Source organism: Alienimonas chondri (assembly GCF_013036045.1).
GTDB classification, from domain to species: domain Bacteria; phylum Planctomycetota; class Planctomycetia; order Planctomycetales; family Planctomycetaceae; genus Alienimonas; species Alienimonas chondri.
In genome coordinates this window covers 23408-49670 of the sequence record NZ_WTPX01000004.1, presented here as the reverse complement: position 1 = coordinate 49670, position 26263 = coordinate 23408, and the positions used below count along the sequence as shown (strand labels likewise).

Sequence of the window (26263 nt, the reverse complement as noted above, 5' to 3'; positions counted from 1 at the left end):
ATCGCTCCGGGGGGCGGCTCGATTGGCCGCGTGCGGCCCCAACGGTACTGTCCGCCGCCGCGTAGCAGCGTCGCCCCCGTCCCGTACCGCCCGCTCCAGCCGCCCGTGTCCGTCGCGCCCGTTCTCGGTTCGATCCTTCCGGTCCTGGCCCAGATCGGGGAGGAATCGTCCGGCTGGGGCGTGGGCGGGAACTCGCCGAAGGGCTGGCTGTTGGTGGCCGGCGTCGTGTTGGCGGTCGCAATCGGCGGATACGTCTTCCGTCGCACCACGCGGGCCGGGGTGCTGGCCGCGGCGACCGCGAAGGAGGCCGTTCGTCAGCCGGTCTTCCTGCTGAGCATGGCGCTCGCCGTGGCGCTGCTGGTGGTCAACACCTTCCTGCCGTTCTTCAGCCTCGGCGAGGACGTCAAAATGCTGAAGGACACCGGCTTGGCGACGATGCTGATCGTCGGTCTGCTGGTCGCCGTCTGGACCGCCAGCACGACGATTCACGACGAAATCGAGGGCCGCACCGCGATGACGCTGCTGTCCAAACCGATCAACCGCCGGCAGTTCGTGCTGGGGAAGTACCTCGGGATCTTGCAGGCGGTCGGCCTGCTGACCGTCGTCGTCGGCGTGATCTTCATGGGGCTGGTGTTCTACAAGGTCGCCTACGACGCGAAGGAGTCCGGCGAGCCGATCGACTACACCGAATGGGTGCAGCCCAAGCAGATCGGGCTGGGCGGGGCGTTGGAAGGCAAAGAGATCCTCGTGCCGAACGTCGAGGCGCTGCTGTCCACGTTCGAGATCGTGCCCGCTTTGATGTTGGTGTATCTGGAGATCGCCGTGCTGACGGCGATCAGCGTGGCGATCAGTTGTCGCCTGCCGATGGTCGTGAACCTCAGCGTCTGCTTCACGGTGTTCATCGTCGGCCACCTGACGGGGGTGCTGGTGCTGTGGAAGGGGGACGGCGGGGCGCTGGTGGAGGGGGTGCGGTTCATCGCCGGCCTGATCGCCACCGTGCTGCCCGCCCTGCCGGCGTATAGCAGCGAGGCCGCGATCGCCCGGGAGGCGCTCGTGCCGCCCGAATACCTCGGTTGGGCGACGCTCTACACGGTCTGCTACAGCTCCGCGGCGATTCTCGTGGCGTTCCTGCTGTTCGAGGACCGCGATTTGGCCTGACGTGCGTTCGCCGTTCTCTTCTCGACCGGATCGGGAGCCGAACGGCGGTCGGACTCCCCGGTCCTATCGGTTCTGCCGCGGAAAACGCGGATCGAACGGCGTCGATCGTGCGGCGACTGCCGTTCGTCCGGGGGAGCCTGCTAGACTGGTGTGTCCGCCGCTTCCGGGTTCCATTCACAACCACCGCCGTTCAGGGAGCCGATCGTCGTGCCCGCCCACGCCTCCCTTCGCCGCGCGTTTCCCCCGCGTGAATACGTTCGCGGTCGATCGTTGGGCAGCGCACTGCTGGGTTTCGCGGCGACGTTGCTGCTGTGCGGCGTGCTGCTGTCGCTGTATCTCATCGCGGATCTGCTGATTTCGCGCGGGACGGTCTCCGCCGAGAACGATCATCTGGCGGACCTGCTCGTCCTGACGGGGCAGGCCACCCCGGATGAGGACGGCGTCGTCGCGATCCCGGACGGCTATCGCATGGCGCCGGGCGATCGCGGCATCGCGCATGCGGTGTGGATGAATCGGGACGGCGTCCTCGGTCCGCCGCTCGCCTGGCTGTACCGCAACGTACAAACGCTGCAATCGAACCTCCCGGCGCTCGCGACGCTGATCGGCGCCGCCGTGGTGCTCGGGTTGATGCGGTCGCTCTGTTTGTCTTGGGCGCGGCTGGCGGCGGCCCGGGCGGTCGGAGCGGCGGTGACGCGGCTGCGAAAGGCGTTGCATCGGCAAGCCTTGCGGCTCGGTCCCAGCGACCTGACGGAAGAGGCCGCCAAGGAGGTCCTCGGCCTGTTCACCGTGGACGGCGAGACGCTCCGGCAGGGGTTGCAGGACGGGGTGCTGCGGCTCGGCCGCTACCCGGCGAAGATCATCGTGCTGACGGCGTTCTCCCTGCTGGTCAGCCCGCTGATGACTTTCTACATCGCGTTCCCGCTGCTGGTTTGCTGGTGGCTGCTCCGTCGTCAGGCGGTGTCGGTGAAGCTGGCCCGTCGGTTGGCCACGCATCGCAGCGACAAGGCGCTGCGGCTGCTCGCCGAGGGGCTGACCAAGGCCCGCGTCGTGCGGGGATACGGGATGGAGGAGTTCGAGAGCGATCGCTTCAACACGCACCTCGGTCGCTATCAGTCCGATCTCGCCGCCGCGAATCGCAAAGCCCGGTTGTCGCGCGGGCTGGCGCGGGCGGCGTTGGTGCTGGCCGGTGCCGTGGTGCTGGGCATCCTCGGGACGAAGGTGCTGAACACCGGCGGAGCGTTCACCCCGGCCCATGCGTTGCTGCTGCTCGGCATCGCGTTCAGTCTGCTGCGACCGCTCAACGAACTGGCCGATCTGCACCGTGATCGGCACGCCGCCGCCGTCGCCGCGGATCGGATCTACCGCTATCTGAACCGCGTCCCGGAGGTCGGGCAGGCCGTCGGGGCCAAGTTCCTCCAACCGCTCTCCCGGACGCTGGAGTTCGACGACGTTCATTACACGGATCCTCGCGGCCGCAAACTGCTGGACGGCGTCAGCCTGTCGCTGCCGGCGGGCCAGGTCACCGCGATCGCCGCGCCGGAGTCGCTCGAAGCGAAGGCACTGGTCAGCCTGCCGCCGCGGTTCCTCGAACCGCAGCGCGGCCGCGTGAAATACGACGGCGAAGACATCGCCTGGGTGACGCTGGAAAGCCTGCGTGCGGAGACCGTCTACGTCGGCGGGGGCGATCCCTGCTTCACCGGCACCGTTCGCGAGAACCTCACCGGCGGCGATCCGGAGGTGCCCCTCTCCAAGGTGATCGACGCCGCGAAGACGGCCCACGTGCACAACTTCGTGCAACGCTTCCCGCAGGGCTACGAAACGGTGCTCGGCGAGTTCGGGGAGACTTTGACTCCCGGACAACTCTTTCGATTGGGCTTGGCCCGGGCGGTGCTCCGCGACCCGGCGGTCCTCATCGTGGACGAACCGAGCGAAGGGCTGGACGAGGACAGCAAGGCGCAACTCGACGACACCTTCGCCCGGGTGTTCCCCGGCCGCACCGTGCTGCTGCTGCCCGGCCGGATGACCACGCTTCGCCGGGCCGATCGCGTCGTGTTGCTGCATCGCGGCGCCGTCGAGGCGGTGGGTCCGCGGGAAGAACTTGTGCAGAAGGTGCCGCTGTACCGGCACTGGGAATACGTGCGGTTCAATCACTTCCGTCACGGAACCGCCCCGCAGCCGGCCGGCCCCTCGAACGGTCGCCCGTCGCCCGGTTCTCCCGCCCTCGCCGGTTCGACGGCGTGAGCGACGCGGCGCCCTCGGATCGCGTTCCCGTCGAACCGACCGGGCTCGACCCGTTTCCTCCGCTGCTGGCTCAGGCGACGCGGTTCGCCGCCGTCGCCCACATCGGTCACCTGCGGAAAGGGTCTGAGGTGCCCTACGTCACCCACACATGGGCGGTGATGGTGATTCTCTGCCGGGCCGGCTGGGCGGAGGACGACGAACTCCTCGCCGCCGCGGCGCTGCACGATGTGTTGGAGGACACCGCGGTCACTCCCGCGGAACTGGCGACATCCTTTCCCCCGCGCGTCTGCGAACTGGTCGCGGCGCTCTCCGAACGCAAACGGGACGAGAGCGGGACGAAGCTCCCGTGGGAGACGCGGAAAGCCGAGCACCGCACGCGTCTGGCCGACGCCGATGAGGCGGCCCGGGCGCTCGCCCTGGCGGACAAGCTGCACAATCTGCGATGCCTGGAAGCGGATCTGGCCGCGGGCGTCGACGTCTGGGCGCTGTTCAACGCCCCCCGCGGACGCTGGTTGGAAGCGACCTGGGAGACGATTGAGGCGCTCCGGTGCGACCGCACGGAGAAATTGGCGGCGGCATGCGTGGCGGTTCTCGAGCACCTGTCGAACCGGCCGTAACAGCATGAAACGCTGTCTCTGCACGGTTCAGGCGAGGCGACGAGAGGTTCCCGTGAACGGGCCGTGAAGGAAGCGCAAGGCCCGTTCCAAAAACTTCCGTGCCAATCGTGCCCAAGTTCGTTGACGGCCAGAACCGTCGCCCTTACTCTCCCCGACCGCCCGCGGGACGCGTCTTTCGAGACACGCCTTGTGTGCCGCGGCTTTACTTGAAACCACTCGGCAAACACTCGAGACGGAATGGCCGGGACAGGTCAGGAACGCATTCGGATTCGGATGGAGGCTTACGAGCACTCCACATTAGACGCGAGTGCGTCTGATATCGTCGATACGGCGAAACGAACCGGGGCCCGCGTTCACGGACCGATCCCGCTCCCGACACGGATCGAGCGGTACACCGTGCTGCGTGGCCCCCACGTGGACAAGAAAAGCCGCGAACAGTTCGAGATTCGCACCCATAAACGCCTGATCGACATTCTCCAGCCGACCGGCAAGACGATCGACGCTTTGAACAAGCTTTCGCTCCCTGCCGGCGTGGATATCAAGATTAAGGCCAGCGTCGGGGGCTGAGTGCCCTTCGCGTCGGTCGTCTTTCGTCTCGCTGTTCCGTTTCACGCCCGCGTTTTCGTCGGCGTGTCTGAGTCTCGCTTCCGGGTTCGGGGGCGTTCTCTCTACCAGACAATTCTGCCCGTCCCGCGGTTCGCGCCCCGGGCTCCGGTCTTCCTCCTCGCCTCCCTCACGCCCGCCTCCTCGCCATGCCCGTCGGACTGCTCGGCCGCAAGATCGGCATGACGCAGGTGTTCGAGGAAGATGGTTCCCGCATCGCGGTGACCGTCGTCCAGGCCGGCCCCTGCGTCGTCACTCAGGTGAAGACCGTCGAGTCGGATGGTTACGAGGCGGTGCAAGTCGGCTTCCTTGATAAGGATCGCCGCAAGGCCAGTCGGGCCGAGCGGGGTCACGTCGCCGATCTTGGCGGCAAGAAGCAGGAAGCTCGCAAGCAGGCCGGCGTCGAGCCGGCTCCCCGGGCGAACTGCGAGCCGAAAACGCACTTTCGCGAGTTCCGCACCGACGGCGAAGAGCACGGCCTGTCCGTCGGCGACGAGCTGACGGTCGAGGCGCTCGCCGATCTGAAGCGGATCGACGTCGTCGGCACCAGCAAGGGCCGCGGCACCGCCGGCGTCATGAAGCGTCACAACTTCAGCGGCCAGCGGGCCACGCACGGCGTCAAGCGGGTTCACCGTCACGGCGGCTCGATCGGTCAGAGCGCCGACCCGGCCCGCGTGATGAAGGGTACGAAGATGCCCGGCCGCTACGGCAACGATCGTGTGACGGTGCGGTTCCTGGAGATCGTCCGCGTCGACGCGGAAAACAACGCCGTTCTGCTTCGCGGCGCCGTGCCCGGTCCGAACGGCGGTCTCGTCGAGTTGAAGCACACCACCAAGAACCGTCACAAGAAGTCCGCCTGACCGCTTCGCGGTTCGCTTGGAACTCTGGTTCGCCCTCACCCTTTTATCCTCCCCGGTTCTTCCCACCCACCTGCGACACATGGCGGCGATTAGCGTCCCCGTGCTCGGCCGCGACGGCGGCGAGACCGGCACCTACGACTTCGACGGCGACGAGCTGGCCTCGGCGATCTCGAAGCAGCTCCTTCACGACGCCGTCGTGATGTACGAGCGTAACAAGCGGCAGGGCACGGTTCAGACCCGCTCCCGCGGTATGGTCGCCGGCTCCACCAAAAAGATTTACCGCCAGAAGGGCACCGGCCGTGCCCGGATGGGTGCTAAGCGGACCCCTGTCCGTCGCGGTGGCGGCGTGACCTTCGGCATCAAGCCAAAGGACTGGTACACCCGGATGCCCCGCAAGGCGGTTCGCCTCGCCACGCGGATGTCGATTCTGTCGAAGTTCCAGGACGGCCAAGCGGTCGTCGTGGACGGGTTCGACCTCGACGAGCCCCGTACCAAATTGGCGGCCGATCGCCTCAAGGCGCTCGGCCTGTACGGTCAGCCGGCGTTGCTGGCGCTGGACGGCCACGACCCCCTCGCCTGGCGGGCCTGTCGCAACTTGGAGCACCTCTGGGTGCGTCCGGTCGGCGATCTGAACGCTTACGACGTGCTGCACCAGCGGCAGTTCGTGATCACCACGGCCGCCCTCGACTCGCTGCTCGGCCGTGCCGATCAGCGGCTCGCCGCCTGACCTTCCCCTCCCGCACCGCACGCACGACCACCGCCGGAGGAATTCATCATGGGCCGCCCCCGTCCCCCCAAGCCGGAACAGTTCGCCGCCGATCGGGCGATCGAACTCGACCCCTACAGCGTTATCTTGCGGCCGTTGGTCACCGAAAAGGGCACGCACCTTTCCGAGCGGCACAACGCGTACACCTTCGAGGTGCACCCGCAGGCCGGTAAGTACGACATCAGAAACGCCGTGCAGACGATCTGGAACGTCCGGGTCGATAAGGTTCGCACCCAGAACCGTGCCGGCAAGACGAAACGGACTCGTTCCGGCCTCGGTCGGACCCGGGCCTGGAAGAAGGCCATCGTCAAGTTGCACGCGGAAGATCAGATCTCGTTCTTCTGATTCACCCGATCGACCTTTATTGCGACCGCATGGCGGGCTGACGTCCGCCGCTCGCCTTTTACTCTCAACTTCGCTCCCCTCCGACTCCCGCTCTCATGGGCATCCGCAACTACAAACCGACCAGTCCGGGCCGCCGCGACGCGTCGGTCGCGGACTTCGCGGAGATCACGGACCGGAAGAAGCAGCCCGAGAAGTCGCTGCTGGTTCGCATCACCCGCAAGGGCGGTCGGAACAACCAGGGCAAGATCACCGCTCGTCACCGGGGCGGCGGCGCTCGCAAGATGTATCGCCTCGTCGACTTTCGTCGCGAGAAGGATGACGTCGCGGCGAACGTGGTCGGCATCGAGTACGACCCGAACCGGTCCTGCCGGATTGCGTTGCTGGAATACGCCGACGGCGAGAAGCGGTACATCCTGGCTCCGGCGAAGCTGGAAGCGGGCATGACCGTGATGAGTGCCGAGTCCGGCCTGGACCCGGACGTCGGGAACTGCATGCCGTTGTCCGCGATTCCGCTGGGCACCACCGTTCACAACATTGAGATGCGGCCCGGCCGCGGTGGACAGATCTGTCGCGCCGCCGGCACCGAAGCCGTGTTGAACGCCCGCGAATCCTCCTGGGCTCAGCTGACGCTGCCCTCCGGCGAGGTTCGCCGCGTGCCGGCCGCCTGTCGGGCGACGATCGGCGCCGTCGGCTTCAGCGAGCACAGCGCCATCAAGCTCGGTAAGGCCGGGCGGAAGCGCCACATGGGCTGGCGTCCGAAGGTTCGCGGTACGGTGATGAACCCGGTCGCTCACCCGATGGGCGGCGGCGAAGGCAAGAACTCCGGCGGTCGTCACCCCTGTTCGCCGACCGGCGTCCTCGCCAAGGGCGGCGACACCCGCAAGAAGCGGAAAGCCAGCTCCAAGTCGATCGTCCGGCGTCGTAAGTCGCGTCGCTACGGCGTCAAGAAAACCTGATCGGCGAGTCTTCGACCCGCTCGTTCATCCCCCGCACTCCGTCTCCTTTTCGTTCACCTCCCGCCTTCACCTCGCAAATGGGTCGCAGCACCAAAAAAGGGCCGTTCGTCGCCGCGCACCTTCTGAAGAAGGTGGAGAAGCAGGACGCCGACGGGACCAAGATCCCGATCAAGACGTGGGAACGGGCCAGCACCGTGATCCCGGACTTCGTCGGTCACACCTTCCAGGTGCACGACGGTCGGAAGCACATCGACGTTTACATCACCGAGGAGATGGTCGGGCACAAGCTCGGCGAATTCGCCCTCACCCGCACCTTCCGCGGCCATGGAGCGAAGGGCAAACGCTAATCGCCCTCCCGCTCTGTTACGTCCGCCTCACGCCTGTTCGCCCTGCTCCCGTGTCACACGTCCGCGCCGTCCACAAGTTCGCCCGCATCTCGGCGACGAAGGTGCGTCCGTTCGCGGACCTGATCCGCGGCAAGACCGCTGGTCAGGCCGAGCAAGAGCTGAAATACATCCATAACCGCGGAGCCCGCATGTTGGAGAAGGTGCTGAAAAGCGCCGTCGCCAACGCGGAAGACAAAGGCGCCCGCAACCCGGAGGGGCTGATCATCGCGGAAGCCCGCGTCGACGGCGGCCCGATGATCAAGCGCTCGCAGGCTCGTGCCCGCGGGATGTCCTACATGATCCGTCGCCGCACGGCCCACATTCATGTGGCCGTCGACGCCCCGGAAGTCGCCTAGTCCCGCCCCTCGCCACCACACCTCAGAACAGGACCGCAGCGATGGGCCAGAAGACCCGCCCCACCGGTTTCCGCATCGGCATCACGGAGCCTCACCGCTCCAAGTGGTATGCCAACAAGAAGAACTTCGGCGACCTCCTGGTCGAAGATCACAAGATTCGGACTTTCATCAAGTCCAAGAACAACAACGCGGCGATCGCCCGCGTCGATATCGAACGCACCCGCGACAGCGTGGTCGTCCATCTGCACAGCGCCAAGCCCGGCGTCCTGATCGGCTCCAAAGGCCAGAACGTGGACCGGGTGAAGGCTGAACTGGAGGATCTGACCGGCCGTCGTATGGACGTCAAGATCGTGGAGCTTTCCAACCCGAACCGCAACGCGGTGCTGGTTGCGGAAGACCTCGCCGGTCAGCTGGAGCGTCGCGGCAGTTTCCGCCGGGCGATCAAGCGGACGATGGACTCCGTGATGGAGTCCGGCGTCCTCGGCGTGAAAATGGAATTGGCCGGCCGTTTGGGCGGCTCAGAAATGAGCCGTCGTGAGAAGGCCAGCCGCGGGAGCATCCCGCTGAGCACATTGCGGCGTCACATCGACTACGGGTTCGCCCAGGCCAAAACGGCCCAGGGGATCATCGGAGTCAAAGTCTGGATCGACCTCGGCGACTACTCGGAAGAAACTCATGGCGTTGATGCCCAAGCGGGTCAAGCACCGCAAGCAGCAAAGAGGGCGTATAAAAGGTGAGGCCCAACGGGGCAACACCATCGCCTACGGCGACTTCGGATTGCAGGCCACGGAGGCCGGTTACGTGACGGCGCGCACCATCGAGGCGAGCCGGATCGCGATCATGCAGTACATCCGGGGCGAGGGGAAGTTGTATATTCGCATCTTCCCGCACAAGCCCGTCACCGCCCGTCCGCTGGAAACGCGGATGGGTAAGGGTAAGGGCGACCCGGATCATTGGGTTGCCGTCGTCCGCCCGGGCACCGTGCTGTTTGAAGTCCTCGGCGTGTCGAAAGACGCGGCGAAGGATTGCTTCGCTCGCGTCGCCTACAAGCTGCCGGTGAAAGTCCGGTTGCTCGAAAAGACCCCCGGTCCGTTGCAGTCTTAGGCCGTGAGCGTTGCGGCCGGAAGGCCGTCTCGCCACACTGCCCCGTTCGGGCGGCCCTCACCGGGTCGCCCTTGTTTTCGATATCCCGCGTCCCCCGCAACCCAGAGACACGATCATGGCGACCGCCTCCGAATTGCGGGAGATGAGCGTCGAGGAACTCGGCCACCAGCTCAACAGCACCCGCCAGGAACTGTTCCGTTTACGGTTCCAGGCGAGTACCGAGAAGCTGGAAGCTCCCTCGAACCTCAAGAAGCTGCGTCGCGACGTGGCCCGCATCCTGACGATCCGTCACGAACGCGAACGGTCCGAAGCCGTCGCCGCGGCCTGACGCTCGATCGTTCGCTCTAAGTTTCCCCGGTTCCTCCCCCACGGCCGGCGCCCCGCACTCCTCCCGATGCTCTCCCTCCAGCGATGAAGACCCGACTCCGCGGCACCGTGACCAGCGACGTAAACTCCAAGACCTTGAAGGTCGAGGTGCAGCGCCGGTATCGGCACCCGAAGTACGGCAAGATCGTTCGTGGCCGGACCGTCTGTCACACCCATGACCCGCAGGAGCGCGGCAAGCTGGGCGACGTGGTTGAGATTATCGAGTCCAAGCCGCACTCCAAGCTGAAGCGCTGGGAGTTGGTGAAGGTCGTTCAGGCCTCCGACGAGGTGGCCGTGAAGGCCAGCTTGGAGACTGAGGCCGATGTGCCCGAGGCGACGGGCGCCACGGCGGATAACACTCCCGCCCCGGACGGGCAGCCGGTGTCCGCGCCGGAGGGGCTCGCCGAGCCGCCGACCGGCGCCGCCGGAGCGGCCGGCTCCCCGGAAGGCTTGGCCTGACTCCCGCCGCACGGCGTTCCCGCCGCTTTTCCGCGTCCCGCCACGCGTTTTTCCCGCACCCTTTTTGATCCGCCGCGTCCGGCGTCTGAGGCCTCCCGATGATCCAGATGGAAACCGAACTCGAGGTCGCGGATAACTCCGGGGCTAAGATCGTCAAATGCATCAAGGTGTTGGGCGGCACGAAGAAGCGGACGGCCGGCCTGGGTGACGTGATCGTCGTCTCCGTTCAAAAGGCGGCTCCCGGCTCGGCGATTAAGAAGGGCACGGTGACCCGCGGGGTGATCGTTCGCACTCGCAAGTCGACCCGCCGCATGGACGGCAGCTACGTGCGGTTCGACACGAATGCCCTGGTCGTGACCGACAAGGACGGCAACCCGCGCGGCACTCGGATCTTCGGGGCCGTCGCCCGGGAGTTGCGGGGCAAGTTCATGAAGATCGTGTCGCTCGCCAGCGACGTGGTCTGAGAGTCGTTCGGTCCCCCACGTACAAGATCGCGCCCCGCTTTCGGGGCTGACGCCCCACGCTCGCCTTCAGCTATGAAGATCAAAAAGAACGACCTCGTCGTCGTCACCGCCGGCAACCATAAATCCACGCAGCCGAAGCGGGTGCTGGAAGTGCGCGACGGCGGGAAGAAGGTCGTGGTCGAGGGCGTGGCCGTGGCGTTCAAGCACGTCAAGAAGGGCCATCCCAAGAGTCCGCAGGGCGGCCGGCTCGAGATGGAAATGGCGATCGACGCCTCTAACGTGATGTACTTCGATCAGGCCGCCGGCAAGCCCTGCCGCCTGGGGTACCGCTTCACCGAGGACGGCGCGAAGGAGCGTTATTGCAAAGGGAGCGGCAACGCTGCCGGGATCGTCAGCCCCCCGAAGGCCAAGTACGCCTCCAAGTAGCATCGCTTCGTTCGCCCACTCTAAGTCTCACCGCACCCGCGAAAGCGTATCGGCAAGCGGCGTCTCCCCCGCCGCGGTTGATTGCCGGTCCCCTGAAAGAATCTCATGCAGCCTCGCCTGAAAACGAAGTACGAGGAGCAAGTCCTCCCCGAGCTCAAGAAAGAGATCGGCCGCGACAACGCGCATTCGTTGCCGAAGCTGACGAAGATCGTCATCAGCATGGGGCTGGGCGAAGCGAGCCGCGACAGCAAGCTGATCGATCAGGCTCAGGACATGCTGTCGATCATCGCCGGCCAGAAGGCGGCCCGGCGGAAAGCGACCAAGAGCATTTCGCAGTTCCGGCTCCGCGAGGGGACCGAGGTCGGCGTGATGGTCACGCTTCGGGGCGCTCGGATGTACGAGTTCCTCGATCGGCTGGTCGCCCTGGCCCTGCCGCGGGTTCGTGACTTCCGCGGGTTGAACCCCAAGGGCTTCGACGGCGCCGGGAACTTCAACATGGGCCTCAACGAGCAGTACGTGTTCCCCGAGGTCGACCCGGACCGCTTCCCCAACCAGCAGGGGATGAACATCGTGATGGTGACCACGGCCAAGGATGACGACGAGGGCCGGATTCTGATGCGGAAGCTCGGCCTGCCGCTCCGCAAGCCGGGCGACACCGGCGGTCGTCGTCGGTAGTCTCGCGCTCACGTCGCTTTTTCACCACTCATAACGCTCAGGGGGCGAACGCCCCCCGCTCGCCTCCCACTTCTTTCGCCCCAAGGCCCCCGCCATGATGACCGACCCGGTGGCGGACATGCTCACCCGCATCCGCAACGCAGTCGCGATCGAGCGGCCGCACGTCGACATTCCCACGTCCAAGCTGAAGGTCGGCATCGCCGAAGCCCTCCAGCGTGAGGGGTATATCTGGGAGTACGAGATCGTCGAGGAAGAGCCGCGCAGCACGCTGCGGCTGATCCTCAAGTACGGTCCGAACGGCGAGCGGGTCATCACAAAGATTGATCGCTTCTCCAAGCCCGGTCGGCGCGTCTACGCCAACGTCAAAGGCACCCCGGTGGTGCTCGACGGCCTGGGCGTGGCGATTCTCAGCACCAACAAGGGCGTTCTGAGCAGCCGCGAGGCCAAAGAGCAGAACGTCGGTGGCGAAGTCCTCTGCACGATTTATTGAGCCGACTTTTTCGCTGCCCTCTTCCAAGAGGCCGGCGAACGTTCGTCTCTCTTCCCTCCTCCCGGACGCACCGCCCAAGCGGCTCGCCGACGGACTCTTCCTGAGAACCTCCCATGTCTCGTATCGGTAAGCAGCCGGTCGTCGTGCCGGACGGCGTGACCGTCTCCGTCGACGGCGGCTCCGTGAACGTCAAGGGCCCGAAGGGCGACCTGTCGTTCGCCCCACACCCGAACATGACCGTGGCGCTCGCCGACGACGGCAAGAGCGTCTCCGTCACCCGGCCGAACGATCAGGCTCAGAACCGCGCCCTGCATGGGCTGACGCGTTCGCTGATCGACAACATGGTGATCGGGGTCAAGGAACCGTTCGAGCGGAAGCTGGAGATTCGCGGCGTCGGTTACAACGCCAAGCTGAACGGCAACAAGCTCGCGTTGCAGGTCGGCTTCGCCAACACGATCGAGTTGACGGTCCCGGACGGCGTCGAATGCACGCTGCCGGATCAGACGCACGTCGTCGTCCGCAGCCCGGACAAGCAGAAGTGCGGCCAGTTCGCCGCGAACGTCCGCAAGGTGCGGCCGCCCGAGCCGTACAAGGGCAAGGGAATTCGCTACGACGGCGAACAGGTCAAGCAGAAGGCAGGTAAGGCGTTCGGCGCCGGCGGCAAGTAGGCCGCGTCGTTGATCGGGGCCGAACGTCGGCGTTCGGCCCCCGACCGCTCCCTCGGGCGGTTGCCCTTTTCGCCGCCCCACCGCATAGTGCCCGGCCCGCCGCCGGGCGAGACGAACCCACCACACGCCGATGCCCACCCAGAAGAAGCTCGCCAAGACCCGCGCCCGTCGCGGCTATCGCGTGCGCAACCGCATTCGCAAGTTCGCCGCCGGCCGTCCCCGGCTGACGGTGTTCCGGTCGAACAAGCACACCTACGCCCAGTTGATCGACGACGTCGCGGGCAAGACGCTCGCCGCCGCCAGCACGACGGAGTCCTCCTCCGACGGCAAGGCCGCCGGCGACGCGGAGTCCGCGAAGAAGGTCGGTTCGCTGATCGCCGAGCGGGCGAAAGAGGCCGGCATCACCGAGGTCGTCTTCGATCGCGGTCGCTACGCCTTTCATGGCCGCGTCGCGGCGGTGGCTGAAGGCGCTCGCGACGGCGGCTTGAACTTCTAAGCATTTCTGCCCGCGTCGAACCTCGTTCGGCGCGGCACCCGATCACCTTTCTCCCCACGTTCGTCTCCCGATGTCTCAAGGCCGCGGCGACTCGCCGGAAAAGACCGTTCAGATTCGCCGCTGCTCCTGCGTGGTGAAGGGCGGCCGTCGGTTTAGCTTCACGGCGCTGGTGGTGACCGGGAACTCGCAGGGCAAGGTCGGCTACGGCTACGGCAAGGCGATCGAGGTGCCCCTGGCGATTGAGAAGGCCACCAAACAGGCCAATCGCCAGATGAAGGACATCCCGCTGGTCGACGGCACGATCCCGCACAAGGTGATCGGCAGCTATCGTAGCAGTAAGGTGATCCTGATTCCGGCCCGCCCCGGTACCGGCATCATCGCCGGCGAAGCCGTGCGGGCGGTCGTCGAGAGCGCCGGCGTGACGGACATCCTCACCAAGTCGATCGGGTCCTCGAACCCGGTCAATCTGGTGAAGGCGGTCATGCAGGGGCTGGAGTCCCTGCGGACCCGTGAGACGGTCGCGACGCTTCGCGGCGTCGAACTCTAAACCGCACTGTGAGCCGTCCTCTTCGAGAGGACGGCTGACGCTTCGTTCACACTTTTCTGATCAGTCCGCCGCACGACGGCACGGGCGAGGCGGGAGCCGAACAATGATTATCGACGACGTCCATCAGGGCATCCGCAAGAACCGCAAGAAAAAGCGGGTCGGTCGCGGTCCCGGCTCCGGCCACGGCAAGACCAGCGGTCGCGGCCATAAGGGCTTCTTCTCGCGGGCCGGTTCCAGCAAGCGGACCGGGTTCGCGGGCGGCACCACCCCGCTGTTCATGCGGGTCGCCAAGCGGGGCTTCTCGAATGCGAAGTTCCGGCTGAAGGTCGCCGCGGTGAACGTCTCCGCGTTGGAGATCTTCGATGCCGGCACCGAGATCACGCCGGACTTCCTGAAAGACAAGGGCTTCACGAACGGCCCGTTCGACGTGGTCAAGATCCTCGGGGACGGCGAGCTGACCAAGAAGCTGACGGTGAAGGCTCACCGCTTCAGCGCCAGCGCCAAGCAGAAGATCGAAGCGGCCGGCGGCACCGTCGAAGAGCTGCCCCGCACGAAGCCCGAGAGTAAGAAGCGGCGCGGCGTCTCCGCGGCGTTGGCGGCCGCTGGCGATACCGTCAGCGGCGCTGCCGGCGAAGCCAAAGATGCCGCCGCTGCCGCGACGGGCGCCGCCGCCGGCGTCGTGGCTTCCGCGGCCGAAGCGGTCGCCGGCGCGGCCGAGTCCGTCAAAGAGACCTTGACCGACGACGACGCCTCCGCCGACGCTGGCGACTCTGAAGAGTAGCTTCCCGCCGCGATTCTCCGCGGCTGGCAGATCGATATCCCCGACGATCAGACCCCGAAGGACCGCGGGACGCGATGTTCAATAAGCTCGTCACCGTCTTCCGCATCCCCGAGTTGCGGCGGAAGATCCTGCTCACGCTGATTCTCTTGGCGGTCTACCGCATGGGGTTCAGCATCCCCCTGCCGTTCATCGACCAGGATCAGCTCGCCGCGCTGCAGGCCAAAAGCAGCGGCGACAGCACCGACCCCACCGGGAAGGTGCTGCAGGTCGTCAGCCTGTTCTCCGCGAGCAGCCTGTCGAACGCCACGATCTTCGGTCTGGGGATCATGCCGTACATCTCGGCGAGCATTATCTTCCAGTTGCTCGGCAGCGTGTATCCGCCGCTTGAGCAGCTGCAGAAGGAGGGCGAAAGCGGGCGACGAAAGATCACCGAGTGGACGAGATACGCCACCGTGCTGATCTGTATCGGGCAGAGTTACTTCTGGATCAAGCAGCTCTCCAGCGGGGCGTTGACCGGCCAGAAGTTGATTATGACCGAGTACGACTGGTGGCTGTATTACATGCTCGGGACGATCGTGATGACGGCCGGGACGATCTTCCTGATGTGGATCGGCGAGCAGATCGACGCCTACGGCATCGGCAACGGCATCTCGCTGCTGATCATGGCGGGCATCCTCGCCCAGATGCCCGGCGCCGGTTACGACCTGCTGCGGCCGGCGTTGAAGGACGGTATCGCCCTCGGCTCCGAGATGGGCATCGACACGCTGCTGTTACTGACATTGCTGTTCGCAGGGGTCGTGGCCTGGGTCGTGTTTATCACGCAGGGGCAGCGGCGGATTCCGATCCAAAGTCAGAAGCACGTTCGCGGCCGCAAGAGCGCCGGCGGTCAGCGCCAGAGCCTGCCGCTGCGGGTGAACCAGGCCGGCGTCATGCCGATCATCTTCGCCAGCAGTCTGCTGATGTTCCCCTACTTCATCTTCCACTACCTCGGGCAGGTGTTCCCGAACGTGGGGATCCTGAACGAGCTCGATCAGGCGTTTGGCGGGCAGGGCTTCATCTACAACTTGCTCTACGTCGCGCTGATCTACTTCTTCTGCTACTTCTGGACGGCGATTACCTTCAACCCGAAGGACATGGCGGAGAACCTGAAGGACTACGGCTCCTTCATCCCCGGCTATCGCCCCGGCGCCCGGACGGCGAACCACCTCGAAGCCGTGATGGTTCGCATCACCTACGTCGGCGCCGCGTTCCTGGCGCTGGTCGCCATCATCCCGGCGATCATCAGCTCCTACCTCGGCGTTCCGCCGATGGCGGCGAGCTTCTACGGCGGCACCGGCCTGCTGATCGTCGTGAGCGTCGTGCTGGACCTCGTCCAGAAGATCGACAGCCACCTCGTCATGCGGAACTACCCGGGCCTGCTGGACGCGGAGAACTGAGGGGTGGAGTTGAGAGTTCAGAAGTGAGAGTTGAGAGTACGCTGGGGTCGTCGCCGACCGCCTCTCAACTCGGGTCTCTCAACGCTTAACTCCCTTGCCCGTCACGCTGAAGACCGCCGCCGAGATCGACCGCATGCGGGCGGCCGGAGCGGCGGTCGCTGCGTGTCATGACGCGGTTCGGGCGATTCTCAAGCCGGGCGTCACGACCCGGGAGCTGGACGACGCCGTCTGGCGGGCGATGCGGAAGCGGGGCGGCTCCCCGCTGTTCCTCGGTTTTCCCAACCCGGACGGCGACGGTCCTCCCTTCCCCGCGGTGACCTGCATCAGCGTGGGCGAAGAGGTGGTGCACGGCATCCCCTCGGATCGCGTGCTGAAAGCGGGCGATCTAGTCAGCGTGGATGTCGGCGTGCGCATCCGAGGGTGGTGCGGCGACAGCGGCTGGACCTACGCCGTCGGCGAGCCGTCTGCGGAGCATGCCCGGTTGATGAACTGCGGGCGGGAGTCGTTGGCGTTCGCGCTCCGTGAGTTGCCGAAGCGTCAGCGGTGGAGCGAGATCGCCGGACCTTTGGCGGAGATCGCCGCCGCCGCAGGCTTCGGGGTGGTGAAAGAATTCAGCGGACACGGCCTCGGTCGGACGATGCACGAGGAGCCGGAGGTGCCGAACTACCCCGACGAACATCGTGACGATTGGGACTTCGATCTTATCCCCGGGCTGACGCTGGCGATCGAGCCGATGCTGACGGCTGGGAGCCCGGACGTAAGCGTCTCCGACGACGATTGGTGGACGGCGACTACCGACGACGGCGGCGCCGCGGTGCATTTCGAACATACGGTCGCCTTGACCGAACGAGGGGTCGAGATCCTCACCGCCGGCGTGGGCGAACCGCTGTCATTGTAGGATCCGCTTTGCGGACCGACGACCGGCCGATACGGAGGTCGGACACGCCGTCCGCACAGCGGACTCCGCGGGACGCGCGATTTCGGTACGGTTTTCGCGTCGGGTCGGTTGAGGTTCCGGCGGACGGCGCCTAGACTCGGCGATTCGCCCCTGTGCGTGCTCGGCGCTTCCCGTCTAGGGCGATGCCCGGCGTCCGCAGAGTTCGCTGTTTCGTCGCCGCCCCGGGCGGCCCCATTCGCCCCGCCCGCGTTGCTCTTTAGAGTGAGGACTGTCCGATGAAAGTTCGTGCCAGCGTGAAACGCATCTGCGAGTCGTGCAAGGTGGTCCGCCGCAAGGGGCGGGTCTACGTGATCTGCACCGCCAACCCCCGTCATAAGCAGCGGCAGGGTTAGTCGCGGTCGATTCGATCGCGGCTCTCGTTCGCTGCTTCCTTTCTCTTTTACCGCACCTGGGGCTGCCGCCCCTCGCTCGCCTCTCGCCAGCAACTCGAAGTTATGCCGCGTATCCAGGGCGTCGACATTCCGAACGACAAGCCCGCGTTCGTCTCGCTGACCTATCTGTACGGCATCGGCCGGCATACGGCGATTCAGATCTGCGATCAGCTGGAGTTGGATCCGCGCGTCAAGGCGGGCGAGATCGGCGAAGAGGGGATTTCCCAGATCAACAACCTGCTCGATAAGTCGTACACGATCGAGGGCGCTCTGCGGCGTCAGGTTGCCGGGGATATCTCTCGCCTGCGTGAGATCGGCTGTTACCGCGGTATTCGGCATCGCCGCGGCCTTCCGGTTCGCGGTCAGCGGACCCAGACCAACGCCCGGACTCGCAAGGGCGGCAAGAAGACCGTTGCCGGCAAGAAGGGTGTTAAGGACATGCGGCACTAGGTCGTTCGACCCGGTCCGCAGTTCGGTCGCGTTCGTTTCTCCTCCCCTCGATTTAGCAGCTCAGTCCCGCACCCGTGGCAAAAGTCAAACGCAAACGCGTCCGTCGCAACGTCAGTCGGGCCGTGGCCCACATCAAGGCGACGTTCAATAACACCACGGTGACGATCGCCGACACCAACGGCGACGTGTTGTGCTGGGCGACCGCCGGAACGATGAACTTCAAGGGTTCTCGCAAGAGCACGCCCTACGCCGCCCAGCGGGCCGCGGAGAGCTGTGCGGAGCGGGCGGCGAAGTTCGGCGTCAAAGAGATGGAGGTCAAGGTGAAGGGCCCCGGCAGCGGCCGTGAGTCCGCGATCACCGGTCTGCAAATTCCGGGGCTGTCGATCAAGAGCATCGAGGACGTAACTCCCCTGCCGCATAACGGCTGTCGCCCGCCCAAGAAGCGGCGCGTCTGACGGCCCCCGCGTTCGCCGCTCGCTCCCGCTTGGTCCGGGTCGAGCCGCCGCGGACGCATGAGCGAGGCCAGGGATTCGGCCCGCTTCGTTGCTCGCCGCGGCTCCGCGAGGGGTCCGCGGCGATTCCCGTCCGGTCGGTCAATGTGAGGACCGCCGGCGGCCCGCCCCCCGCCGACCCCACCCAGGTCTTGATTTTATGCGTATCCGCTGGCGCGGCCTCGAACTCCCCAGCAGTGTTACTTCCGATCGGGAGACGCTGACTGATACTTACTGCGCGTTCCACGTCGAGCCGTTTGAGCGAGGCTTCGGCCACACGATCGGCAACAGCCTCCGCCGCATTCTGCTCTCCAGCCTCGAAGGCTCGGCGGTCAGCAAGGTGAAGCTGCAGGGAGTCCAGCACGAGTTCAGCACGATCCCCGGCGTCCTTGAAGACGTCACGGATATCTGCCTGAACCTCAAGAGCCTCGTCGTCAAGAACCACAGCCCGGCTGAGAAGGTTCTGCGGATCGAGAAGCACGGCGCCGGCCCGGTGACCGGGGCGGACGTGATCGGCGACGATCAGGTGCACGTCGTCAACACCGACCTGCACATCGCCACGCTGACCGAGGACGTCTCCTTCGTCGCGGAGATGGCCGTCAACAACGGTCGCGGCTACGTGCAGGCGGCCGAGTTTTACGAGCGGGATCCGGAACCCGGCACGATCCCGCTGGACGCCATCTTCAGCCCGGTGACGCGCGTGCGTTATCGGATCGAAGAGACGCGCGTCGGTCAGCGGACGAACTACGACCGGCTGATCCTGGAAGTCTGGACCGACGGCACCATCACCCCGGAGATGGCGCTGGTCGAAGCCTCCAAGATCCTTCGCAAGCACCTCAACCCGTTCATCAACTACCGCGAGCCCGGCCCGCTGATGCCGCCGGAGAGCGGCCTGCGGCGGATGATGGACGAGACTGGCTACAGCCCCGTCGATCAGGAGTTGGAAGAGAAGCTCAATATGAGCCTCGCCGAGCTGGAACTGAGCGTCCGGGCGACGAACTGCCTCGAGAGCGAAGGCATCAACAGCGTCCGCGATCTCGTCAGCAAGAACGAAGACGAGCTGCTTCAGGTCCGCAACTTCGGCGAGACGACCCTCGTCGAGGTCCGCGAGCAACTCCAGCAGCACGGCCTGCGACTCGGGATGCGCGTCCCGGCCCGCACCTGATTCACTGATTCGTTTCGTAACGCTGAGGCCCGGCCGGGCCTCAGCGTTATTGCTTGAAGTCCACCGGCCGATCGGTCGGGGCGAATCGTTCGCCCCGGACCCCAACCCGCGCTCTCCCTTTGAGCCGGGTTCCCTTCCCTCCCCCTGAACCTCAGACGAAAGCTCTCCCATGCGTCACCGCATGCGTGGCCGCAAACTCGGCCGGAACGCCTCGCACCGCAAGGCCATGTTCAAGAACATGGCGTGCAGCCTGATTCGCACCCTGCGGATCGACCCGGACGAGCCCGGCGCCCCGTTGGTCAGCGGCCGGATCGTGACGACCACGCCGAAGGCCAAGGAGCTGCGTCCGTTCCTGGAGAAGCTGATCACGATCGGCAAGAAGGCGAAGATCGCCGCCGCCAAGGCGGAAGAGTTCGCCACGACGGCGGAGAGAGGCTCCGCGGAGTACAAGGAGTGGCGTGAGGGCGAAGGTTGGCGGAACTGGACCGCGGCCCGGGCGCCGTACGTCGCCTTGCGTCGCCGGGCGTTCAGCCGGCTGCGGGATGACGAAGCGGTCGACATCCTGTTCGAGGAACTGGCCGATCGGTTCGAGAACCGCCCCGGCGGCTACACCCGCATCGTCCGTCTGGCCGCTCGGCGGTTGGGCGACGGCGGCGAGCAGGCGATGATCGAATTCGTCGGTGAATCGGACGCTCGCAGCCGCTCCGGCAAGAAGCGGACCGCCCCCGTGGTCCGCGACGACGCGCCGAAGGTCGTCGCCGATGAGACGACCGCTGAAGAGTCGACCGAACCGCCCAGCGACGACGCGGACGCCTCCGGCCCCCCGCCGGAAGCTCCGGAGACCGCCGAAGGCGAAGCCGCCGCCGGCGCCGCGGCCGACGAGCAGCCGCGGAACGAACCGGACGGCTCCCTGCCGAAGGACTGAAATCGTCGACGACTCTCAGCCGACGTCGCCCGCGTCCCGGATCCCCTCAGGGTCCGGGACGCTTCGCGTTGGAGATCACGCGACATTCGATCCGGGCAAGCGTTCTGTCGTCCGCACGCCGGGCTCGGCCGGGTCTGTCCGGAGAGGGGGGCGCCCGGCGCCGCGATCCGGGTTCGCGCGATGGTGGGGGACGTTGCTAAACTACGCCCCGCCCCGCGTTCGTCGAGCGTTTGCCGTGTCTCCTCCCCCGCGTCGCCGCCTGCGGGTCGATCGTGCCGCCCGGTCCGCGGTTCAGGGATCGAAGCAGTCGGAACCGTTCGACTTCACGTTGACGATGCGGCGGTTGTGCGAGGACGTGTGCGATTCGCTGCCGGAGTTTGCGCATATCGACATGCGTCGGGTCGCGGTGACGTTCGCCCAGGCCAAGAAGCGGGTGCCGCACGGCTTGCAGGCCAAGCTGACCCCGCTGCGATTCGAGGGCGGCTCGGCGACGACGGTGCGTCGCGGCGTGACCTACGCGGCCCCGACGCTGCACGACGGCGAGGTCGAACTGCTGTACGTGCTCACGTTCTATCTCCCGCGGTTTCTGGACCACGTGCCGAAGGAGAAGCTGACCACGGTGCTGCACGAGTTGCACCACGTCAGCCCGGCGTTCGACGGCGATATCCGTCGGTTTCCCGGCCGCTGCTATGCCCATTCGCACTCGCAGGCGCAGTACGACGCCGAGATGGCGGTGCTCGCCGAGCGTTACCTCGAAGCCGGTCCGCCGGGTTGGGTGGATCGCTTTCTGAACAGCCGGTTCCGCGATCTTCAGTCCCGGCACGGGGCGGTGGTGGGATTGAAGCTGCCGATTCCGAAATTGATCCCGGTGGGTCGCGGGTAGAGCGAAGCCTTCAGTCTCTCGCTTCCCTCTCCGGCGCCCCGCTGACCAGCGATCAACCGCGGCGGAAAAGCCGATCTCGACCGACCCCGCCGAGCGTCCACAGGGCGGCGATCGCTTCGCGTCCGTTGATCTTCGAGTGGCCGATCGCGCGATCCGTAAACGTGACCGGCGTTTCCGCAACGGTCGCCCCCGCGGCGACGCAGCGGTAGAGAAACTCTTCCATGAAGGAGTAGCCGGTCGAGCGGATCGCCTCGAAGTCGACACGGTTCAACAGTTCGCGTCGGAACGCGCGATAGGCGCCGCTGCAATCACGCTGTGTCAAACCCAGCAGCGCGCGACTGTAGATGTTGATCGCACGGCTCATCACAAGTCGCTTCAGCGGCCAGCCTTCAATGGCCCCGCCGGGGACGTAGCGGCTGCCGATCGCCATTTCGTGGGTCTCCAGCACAGCCAGCAGCGCCGGGAGATGGCGGGGGTGATGCGACCAGTCGGCGTCCATCGTGACGACAGCGCCGTAGCCGTCGGCGAGAGCGGCCCGCAGTCCGGCGAGCGTGGCGCTGCCCAGGCCTCGTTCGTGCTGCCGCACCGAGACTGAGACCCGAGGGTTCTCCGTGAAGCGTTCCTCCACCGCGGCGGCGGTGCCGTCAGGCGAATCGTCGTCGACCACGAGCACATCCAACCGATCATCGACCGCGAGAATCGCGGCGGCGAGGTCGGGGACGTTCTCCCGTTCGTTATATGTACACAGCACCACCTGAATGCGATCGGCCCGCGCCGCGAGAACAGGGGCGGCGCCTTCGGCCGGAACATCGCTCAAACGGTCGGCTCGTCGGCATCGGACGCGGGGCTCTCCGCCGGCGCCGGCGCCGCGAGGGGAGCCAGATCAGCGGGGGAGCCGGCGGGGGAGCCGAAGTTCACTTTGACCGGATCGAGATACGGCCGGAGGTGGGGGCGACCGCCGGTGAGCCGCCAGGCGGCTTCAAAGATCTCGCGGGCGCGGTCGTCGCCGTTGGCGTGCATCGCCGCGCCGAGCAGGAACAGCCGATCCGGATCGCGGACGTCCGCACGGGCATGTTCCGCCACTCCGCCCAACGCCGCGGTCCGAGCGATGGAGTGATCCGGCCCGAACATCTCCCGCAGGGTCGGTCCGGTCGTGGGCAGGGCGGGATTCAATGCGACCGCCCGCCGCAGCTCCTCGCCCGCGGCGGCAAACTGACCGAGGGCGATGCGAGCGAAGGCGGATTTGTAGAGCGGCTCGCCGCGCGTCGGGGCGACGTCCGCGGCCCGGCGATAGAGGGTGAGAGCCTTGCGATAATCGAGTCGGGAGAACGCTTCGTCAGCCGCTCGTTCATCGCGGAGGGCTTCGGCGAGTTCCCGTTCATCCGCGGGCCGGGGGACGCCGGGAAGCGGGCCGGCGTCGCCGAGATCGATCGGCGCCCGCCAGCGATCGGCCTGCTCGCGGAACGCTTCGTCCAACGCCGGGTTCGGCCCGGCGCCGAGCGGGCCGACCGCCGGCCCGGCGACGTCCAAACCGGCGCCGTTGAATCCGGAGTTGAAGCCGGCGCCCGAGTTGCGGTGCGGACCCATCGTGAAGGCGTTGGGGTTGCCGCCGTAGTTCGTGTACCGCCCGCCGTACGCCGGATAGCCGAGGTAATTATTGCCCAGCCCATATCCGTAGCCGCCGTAACCGAGGCCGTAATACGGCACCGGACCGGGCACGAGGTAGGCGCCGCCCTGATTCAGCCCCACGACCGGGTTGGCGTACGACCCGATGCCGTAGGGGTAGTAAGCGGCCCCCCCGCCGTATCCGTAGTAGTTTCCGAAGCCGTAATAGTTTCCATAGCCGAACCGGGAACCGCCGAGATATCCCCTTCCGCCGAAGCCGCCGCGAAGGCCGCCGGAGCCGATCCCTCCGATGCCGCCGCCGGAGCGGGTGAAGGAGCCGGTGGCCCCGAACGGTCCCTCGCCGGTGCCGCCGTCCTTCATGGGATGGCTGTCCGGCAAGGAGCCGGTGATGCCGGTCCCCTGCGCCGCGGCCGTCTCTGCGGATGCGCAGAAGCCGACCGCTGATAAGGCCGCTGCGGCGAGGAGCGGCCGGAACTGGGTGAGGGGAGACATTTCCGGCGACCGTTCTGAGGAATGAGGCTCTATTTTCACCGTTGGAGGAGGCACAAGCAATCGGTGCGACCCCCACCCGCGCCGGGCGCCCAAATCCTCGGACCGGTTCTAAAACCGTTTCGATCAGCCGATTTTGTCCTGCACGAAGGCGGTCACCTCGTTCGCCGGGATGCGGGACTGTTCGAGCGTGTCGCGGTCGCGGACGGTCACGGTGCCGTTCTCGAGCGTTTCGCCGTCGACCGTGACGCAGACCGGCGTGCCGATCTCGTCCTGGCGCCGGTAACGGCGTCCGACGGCGCCCTGCTGATCGTAGGCGACCTCGAGGCCGGCGCGTTTGAGGGCGCCGTAGATCTCCGCGGCCTTCTCCGGCATGCCGTCCTTTTTGACCAGCGGGAAGACGGCGGCCTTCACCGGGGCGATCTTCGGATGGAACCGCAGCACGGTGCGGGACTGCATCTTGCCCTTCTCGTCCGGCGCCTCGTCCACCTCGTAGGCTTCGCAGAGGAAGGCCAGCGTGGCCCGGTCGGCGCCGGCGCTGGGTTCGATGACGTGCGGAACGAACTTCTCCTTGGTCTCCGCGTCGAAGTAATCGAGCGACTTCCCGCTGCCGGGATGTTTCGGCTTGCCGTCCTCACCCAGTTCCACTTCCAGCTTGCCGTCGCGGTTGACCAGCTTGCCTTCGGAATGACTGCGGAGGTCGAAGTCCCCGCGATGGGCGACGCCTTCCAGTTCGCCGTATTCGCCCTCGGCGAGGAACGGGAATTTATATTCGATATCCGCGGTGCCCACGGAGTAGTGGGCCAGTTCCTCCTGATGGTGCTCCCGCAGGATGAGGTTCGATTCGCTGATGCCGTGGTCGGTGTACCAGCGGAAGCGGCGGTCGCGCCAGTACTGATACCACTGATCGGAAGCGTCCGGGCGGCAGAAGAATTCAATCTCCATCTGCTCGAATTCACGGCTGCGGAAGGTGAAGTTCCGCGGAGTGATCTCGTTGCGGAAGCTCTTGCCGACCTGACAGATCCCGAACGGCAGCTTCACCCGGGAGCTGTCGAGCACGTTCTTATAGTTCACGAACATCCCCTGAGCCGTCTCCGGCCGCAGGAACGCCGCGTCGTCCTCGCCGCCCAGCGCCCCGAGGGTCGTTTTAAACATCAGGTTGAACTCTCGCGGCTCCGTCAGATCGCCGCCGCAGGTCGGGCAGTTCGGCAGGGGAGCGTCCGGGAAGCGTTTCGTGAACGCCTGCAAGTCGGTGCGGATGACTTCGCCGCCCTCGCCGGTCTTCTTATCGAGGCGTTTTTGCTTTGTTTTGGAGAGGTTGGGAGTCTCGTCCGTCGGCATGAAGGCTTCCGCCGCGGCGACCTCCCCGCCGGCGGTGACGGCCGCGCACACGGCGACCTGGTCGGTGCGGAAGCGGGCTTTGCAGCCTTTGCAGTCCGCCATGAAGTCGTGGAACAGGTCGTAGTGCCCCGAGGATTTCCAGACCCGCGGGTGCATGATGATCGCCGTCTCCACGCCGACCATCTGAAACGCTTCCGGGGCGCCCGCGGGGGCGATCAGTTCGTTGTGCTCGCTGACGGCGTCACGCCACCAGGCGTCGCGGACGTTCCGCTTCAGCAGCGTGCCCAGCGGGCCGTAATCCCAGAAACCCTGCTGACCGCCGTAGATGTCGGAGTCCTGAAACACGAACCCCCGCCGCTTGGCGAGCGAGGTGATATCGTCCATGGACTTCGACATTGTGCTGTGCGTTCGAAACGACTCGGGTGGCATGCTCTCACGCCGGAACGGAGCGGAGCAGAGTGCAGGCGGGTGAGCATGAAGAGCGACCCCGCGGCCTCTGTGAGACCGACGTCGCTCCCATGCCGACCCCGCGGCGGCGACGCAGACCGATCGGCCGACGCACGCTCCGCCGCGGGGAAGGCATGCCACCCGGGATTCTTGCGGGGAGACTACGAAACCGGACGCAGCGCGTCGCCCGTCAGCCGGGGCACGACGGGGGCGGAATCGGCCGCCGCGCAGACCTCGATGTCGCTTTCCCGTCCCAATCGGGCGAGGTTCCGACCGCCTCGGCTGTCGTGCAGCACGGCGGCGGTCTCCGGGTTCGCCGTAGCGAACGTCGCCGCCAAGCGGGCGGGGTCGGCGTCGTGGTGGTCCAGCGTGCCGGACCCGGCCTCAACGAGTCGGTTCGCCACGCGACCGGCGAACAACGCATCCTCCGCGGTGAGGTTGCGATCCGTCCCCGCACAGACCAGATTCACCCTTCCGTCCCCCCCGGCGAGGCGTTCGCACAGCGCTGAGAGATTCGCGAAGGAGCCGACCAGCACCTCCCGAGCTTCCAGGCAGCGGAACAGCGCCGCGGTGCCGTTGGTCGTGGTGAGGACGACCGGTTTGCCGCCGACGGTCTCCGCCGTGTACTCGACGGGGGAGTTGCCGAGGTCGAACCCGTCGACCTTCACGCACATCCGCTCCCCGCCCAACAGGGCCGCTTCGCCCTTCGCCCGCAGCGCCGCGGCGGTCTCGCGGGCGTCCTCCACCGACCCGCAGGGCACGACGCGATCGGCGCCGGCGTGCAGGGCGTGACAAACGGTCGTGCTGGCCCGCAGCACGTCGATCACCACCGCCGTTCCGCCCGCCAGCATGTCCGGGGTGAACAGAGCCGGGACGAAATGTACGTGGATCGGGCGGGGCATGGCCGCAGATTAGCC

The 26263-nt window shown here is 66.4% G+C and carries 33 protein-coding genes and 1 pseudogene; 30 read left to right on the top strand and 4 right to left on the bottom strand.

What is annotated here, in order from left to right; all coding sequences use genetic code 11:
• Positions 1 to 105 precede the first annotated feature (105 nt).
• From LzC2_RS01200 to LzC2_RS01055, 30 genes and pseudogenes are all read left to right on the top strand, one after another.
• Positions 106 to 1158 carry an ABC-2 transporter permease gene (locus LzC2_RS01200; RefSeq protein ID WP_315854482.1) on the top strand — a complete coding sequence of 351 codons (1053 nt, stop codon included), beginning with the start codon at positions 106 to 108 and terminating at the stop codon, positions 1156 to 1158.
• 207 nt (positions 1159 to 1365) lie between these two features.
• Positions 1366 to 3399, top strand: coding sequence for an ABC transporter ATP-binding protein (locus tag LzC2_RS01195; protein ID WP_171182859.1), 2034 nt, complete (start codon positions 1366 to 1368; stop codon positions 3397 to 3399).
• Positions 3396 to 4016, top strand: coding sequence for an HD domain-containing protein (locus tag LzC2_RS01190; protein WP_171182857.1), 621 nt, complete (start codon positions 3396 to 3398; stop codon positions 4014 to 4016). Before LzC2_RS01195 ends, LzC2_RS01190 begins: the two co-directional genes overlap by 4 nt.
• A 237-nt stretch (positions 4017 to 4253) precedes the next feature.
• Positions 4254 to 4583, top strand: a complete 330-nt coding sequence (rpsJ, locus tag LzC2_RS01185) for a 30S ribosomal protein S10 (RefSeq protein ID WP_145358908.1) — start codon at positions 4254 to 4256, stop codon at positions 4581 to 4583.
• Positions 4584 to 4768: 185 nt separating this feature from the next.
• Positions 4769 to 5479, top strand: coding sequence for a 50S ribosomal protein L3 (gene rplC, locus LzC2_RS01180; protein ID WP_171182855.1), 711 nt, complete (start codon positions 4769 to 4771; stop codon positions 5477 to 5479).
• Positions 5480 to 5495: 16 nt separating this feature from the next.
• On the top strand, positions 5496 to 6206 hold the full coding sequence (gene rplD / locus LzC2_RS01175) for a 50S ribosomal protein L4 (protein ID WP_246254624.1): 711 nt from the start codon (positions 5496 to 5498) through the stop codon (positions 6204 to 6206).
• 48 nt (positions 6207 to 6254) lie between these two features.
• Positions 6255 to 6590, top strand: a complete 336-nt coding sequence (gene rplW / locus LzC2_RS01170; RefSeq protein ID WP_171182853.1) for a 50S ribosomal protein L23 — start codon at positions 6255 to 6257, stop codon at positions 6588 to 6590.
• A gap of 95 nt (positions 6591 to 6685) precedes the next feature.
• On the top strand, positions 6686 to 7546 hold the full coding sequence (rplB, locus tag LzC2_RS01165) for a 50S ribosomal protein L2 (RefSeq protein WP_171182850.1): 861 nt from the start codon (positions 6686 to 6688) through the stop codon (positions 7544 to 7546).
• A gap of 77 nt (positions 7547 to 7623) precedes the next feature.
• Positions 7624 to 7893, top strand: a complete 270-nt coding sequence (rpsS, locus tag LzC2_RS01160; RefSeq protein WP_171182847.1) for a 30S ribosomal protein S19 — start codon at positions 7624 to 7626, stop codon at positions 7891 to 7893.
• 50 nt (positions 7894 to 7943) lie between these two features.
• On the top strand, positions 7944 to 8288 hold the full coding sequence (gene rplV / locus LzC2_RS01155) for a 50S ribosomal protein L22 (RefSeq protein ID WP_171182845.1): 345 nt from the start codon (positions 7944 to 7946) through the stop codon (positions 8286 to 8288).
• Positions 8289 to 8329: 41 nt separating this feature from the next.
• Positions 8330 to 9025, top strand: coding sequence for a 30S ribosomal protein S3 (gene rpsC, locus LzC2_RS01150; protein ID WP_171182843.1), 696 nt, complete (start codon positions 8330 to 8332; stop codon positions 9023 to 9025).
• Entirely contained in the window at positions 8964 to 9392 is a 429-nt protein-coding gene (gene rplP, locus LzC2_RS01145; RefSeq protein ID WP_145358916.1) for a 50S ribosomal protein L16, read from the top strand. The genes rpsC and rplP overlap by 62 nt, the downstream gene beginning before the upstream one ends.
• 115 nt (positions 9393 to 9507) lie before the next feature.
• Complete coding sequence (gene rpmC / locus LzC2_RS01140; RefSeq protein WP_171182841.1) at positions 9508 to 9720, top strand: 50S ribosomal protein L29; 213 nt, start codon at positions 9508 to 9510, stop codon at positions 9718 to 9720.
• An 83-nt stretch (positions 9721 to 9803) separates the two neighbouring features.
• The gene (gene rpsQ / locus LzC2_RS22685) at positions 9804 to 10217 is read left to right on the top strand and encodes a 30S ribosomal protein S17 (protein WP_171182839.1); all 414 of its coding nucleotides are present in this window, start codon (positions 9804 to 9806) and stop codon (positions 10215 to 10217) included.
• A gap of 98 nt (positions 10218 to 10315) precedes the next feature.
• Positions 10316 to 10681 carry a 50S ribosomal protein L14 gene (gene rplN / locus LzC2_RS01130; protein WP_171182837.1) on the top strand — a complete coding sequence of 122 codons (366 nt, stop codon included), beginning with the start codon at positions 10316 to 10318 and terminating at the stop codon, positions 10679 to 10681.
• Positions 10682 to 10753: 72 nt separating this feature from the next.
• Entirely contained in the window at positions 10754 to 11107 is a 354-nt protein-coding gene (gene rplX / locus LzC2_RS01125) for a 50S ribosomal protein L24 (RefSeq protein WP_171182834.1), read from the top strand.
• 105 nt (positions 11108 to 11212) lie between these two features.
• The gene (gene rplE / locus LzC2_RS01120; protein ID WP_171182832.1) at positions 11213 to 11782 is read left to right on the top strand and encodes a 50S ribosomal protein L5; all 570 of its coding nucleotides are present in this window, start codon (positions 11213 to 11215) and stop codon (positions 11780 to 11782) included.
• 94 nt (positions 11783 to 11876) lie between these two features.
• Positions 11877 to 12272, top strand: coding sequence for a 30S ribosomal protein S8 (rpsH, locus tag LzC2_RS01115; RefSeq protein ID WP_171182831.1), 396 nt, complete (start codon positions 11877 to 11879; stop codon positions 12270 to 12272).
• Positions 12273 to 12385: 113 nt separating this feature from the next.
• Complete coding sequence (gene rplF / locus LzC2_RS01110; protein ID WP_171182829.1) at positions 12386 to 12940, top strand: 50S ribosomal protein L6; 555 nt, start codon at positions 12386 to 12388, stop codon at positions 12938 to 12940.
• Positions 12941 to 13070: 130 nt separating this feature from the next.
• Positions 13071 to 13436, top strand: a complete 366-nt coding sequence (rplR, locus tag LzC2_RS01105) for a 50S ribosomal protein L18 (protein ID WP_171182827.1) — start codon at positions 13071 to 13073, stop codon at positions 13434 to 13436.
• A 70-nt stretch (positions 13437 to 13506) separates the two neighbouring features.
• Positions 13507 to 13983, top strand: coding sequence for a 30S ribosomal protein S5 (rpsE, locus tag LzC2_RS01100; protein ID WP_171182824.1), 477 nt, complete (start codon positions 13507 to 13509; stop codon positions 13981 to 13983).
• A gap of 103 nt (positions 13984 to 14086) precedes the next feature.
• Positions 14087 to 14527, top strand: a pseudogene (gene rplO / locus LzC2_RS01095) (50S ribosomal protein L15); the annotation flags it as partial.
• 311 nt (positions 14528 to 14838) lie between these two features.
• Positions 14839 to 16200 (top strand): preprotein translocase subunit SecY, encoded by a 1362-nt coding sequence (gene secY / locus LzC2_RS01090; protein WP_171182822.1) that lies wholly within the window; start codon positions 14839 to 14841, stop codon positions 16198 to 16200.
• A 94-nt stretch (positions 16201 to 16294) separates the two neighbouring features.
• Positions 16295 to 17098, top strand: a complete 804-nt coding sequence (gene map, locus LzC2_RS01085) for a type I methionyl aminopeptidase (RefSeq protein ID WP_246254623.1) — start codon at positions 16295 to 16297, stop codon at positions 17096 to 17098.
• A 275-nt stretch (positions 17099 to 17373) separates the two neighbouring features.
• Positions 17374 to 17490, top strand: a complete 117-nt coding sequence (gene rpmJ, locus LzC2_RS01080; RefSeq protein ID WP_171182820.1) for a 50S ribosomal protein L36 — start codon at positions 17374 to 17376, stop codon at positions 17488 to 17490.
• A gap of 102 nt (positions 17491 to 17592) precedes the next feature.
• Positions 17593 to 17979 (top strand): 30S ribosomal protein S13, encoded by a 387-nt coding sequence (gene rpsM, locus LzC2_RS01075; protein WP_171182817.1) that lies wholly within the window; start codon positions 17593 to 17595, stop codon positions 17977 to 17979.
• A gap of 74 nt (positions 17980 to 18053) precedes the next feature.
• Entirely contained in the window at positions 18054 to 18434 is a 381-nt protein-coding gene (gene rpsK / locus LzC2_RS01070; RefSeq protein WP_171182815.1) for a 30S ribosomal protein S11, read from the top strand.
• A 196-nt stretch (positions 18435 to 18630) separates the two neighbouring features.
• Complete coding sequence (locus tag LzC2_RS01065; protein WP_171182813.1) at positions 18631 to 19635, top strand: DNA-directed RNA polymerase subunit alpha; 1005 nt, start codon at positions 18631 to 18633, stop codon at positions 19633 to 19635.
• 169 nt (positions 19636 to 19804) lie between these two features.
• Positions 19805 to 20560 carry a bL17 family ribosomal protein gene (locus LzC2_RS01060; protein WP_171182811.1) on the top strand — a complete coding sequence of 252 codons (756 nt, stop codon included), beginning with the start codon at positions 19805 to 19807 and terminating at the stop codon, positions 20558 to 20560.
• Positions 20561 to 20795: 235 nt separating this feature from the next.
• Positions 20796 to 21443: a hypothetical protein gene (locus LzC2_RS01055; protein ID WP_315854480.1), complete on the top strand. Its 648-nt coding sequence runs from the start codon at positions 20796 to 20798 to the stop codon at positions 21441 to 21443.
• Between the two features lie 52 nt (positions 21444 to 21495).
• On the opposite strand, the gene LzC2_RS01050 is transcribed toward LzC2_RS01055, so the two are convergent.
• The 4 genes from LzC2_RS01050 to LzC2_RS01035 form a co-directional block, all read right to left on the bottom strand.
• Positions 21496 to 22260, bottom strand: coding sequence for a polyprenol monophosphomannose synthase (locus tag LzC2_RS01050; protein ID WP_171182809.1), 765 nt, complete (start codon positions 22258 to 22260; stop codon positions 21496 to 21498).
• On the bottom strand, positions 22257 to 23561 hold the full coding sequence (locus LzC2_RS01045) for a tetratricopeptide repeat protein (protein WP_171182808.1): 1305 nt from the start codon (positions 23559 to 23561) through the stop codon (positions 22257 to 22259). The genes LzC2_RS01050 and LzC2_RS01045 overlap by 4 nt, the downstream gene beginning before the upstream one ends.
• A 123-nt stretch (positions 23562 to 23684) precedes the next feature.
• Positions 23685 to 25295, bottom strand: a complete 1611-nt coding sequence (locus LzC2_RS01040; RefSeq protein ID WP_206678521.1) for a glycine--tRNA ligase — start codon at positions 25293 to 25295, stop codon at positions 23685 to 23687.
• A 212-nt stretch (positions 25296 to 25507) separates the two neighbouring features.
• Positions 25508 to 26248 carry a 2-phosphosulfolactate phosphatase gene (locus tag LzC2_RS01035; protein WP_171182804.1) on the bottom strand — a complete coding sequence of 247 codons (741 nt, stop codon included), beginning with the start codon at positions 26246 to 26248 and terminating at the stop codon, positions 25508 to 25510.
• Positions 26249 to 26263 lie beyond the last annotated feature (15 nt).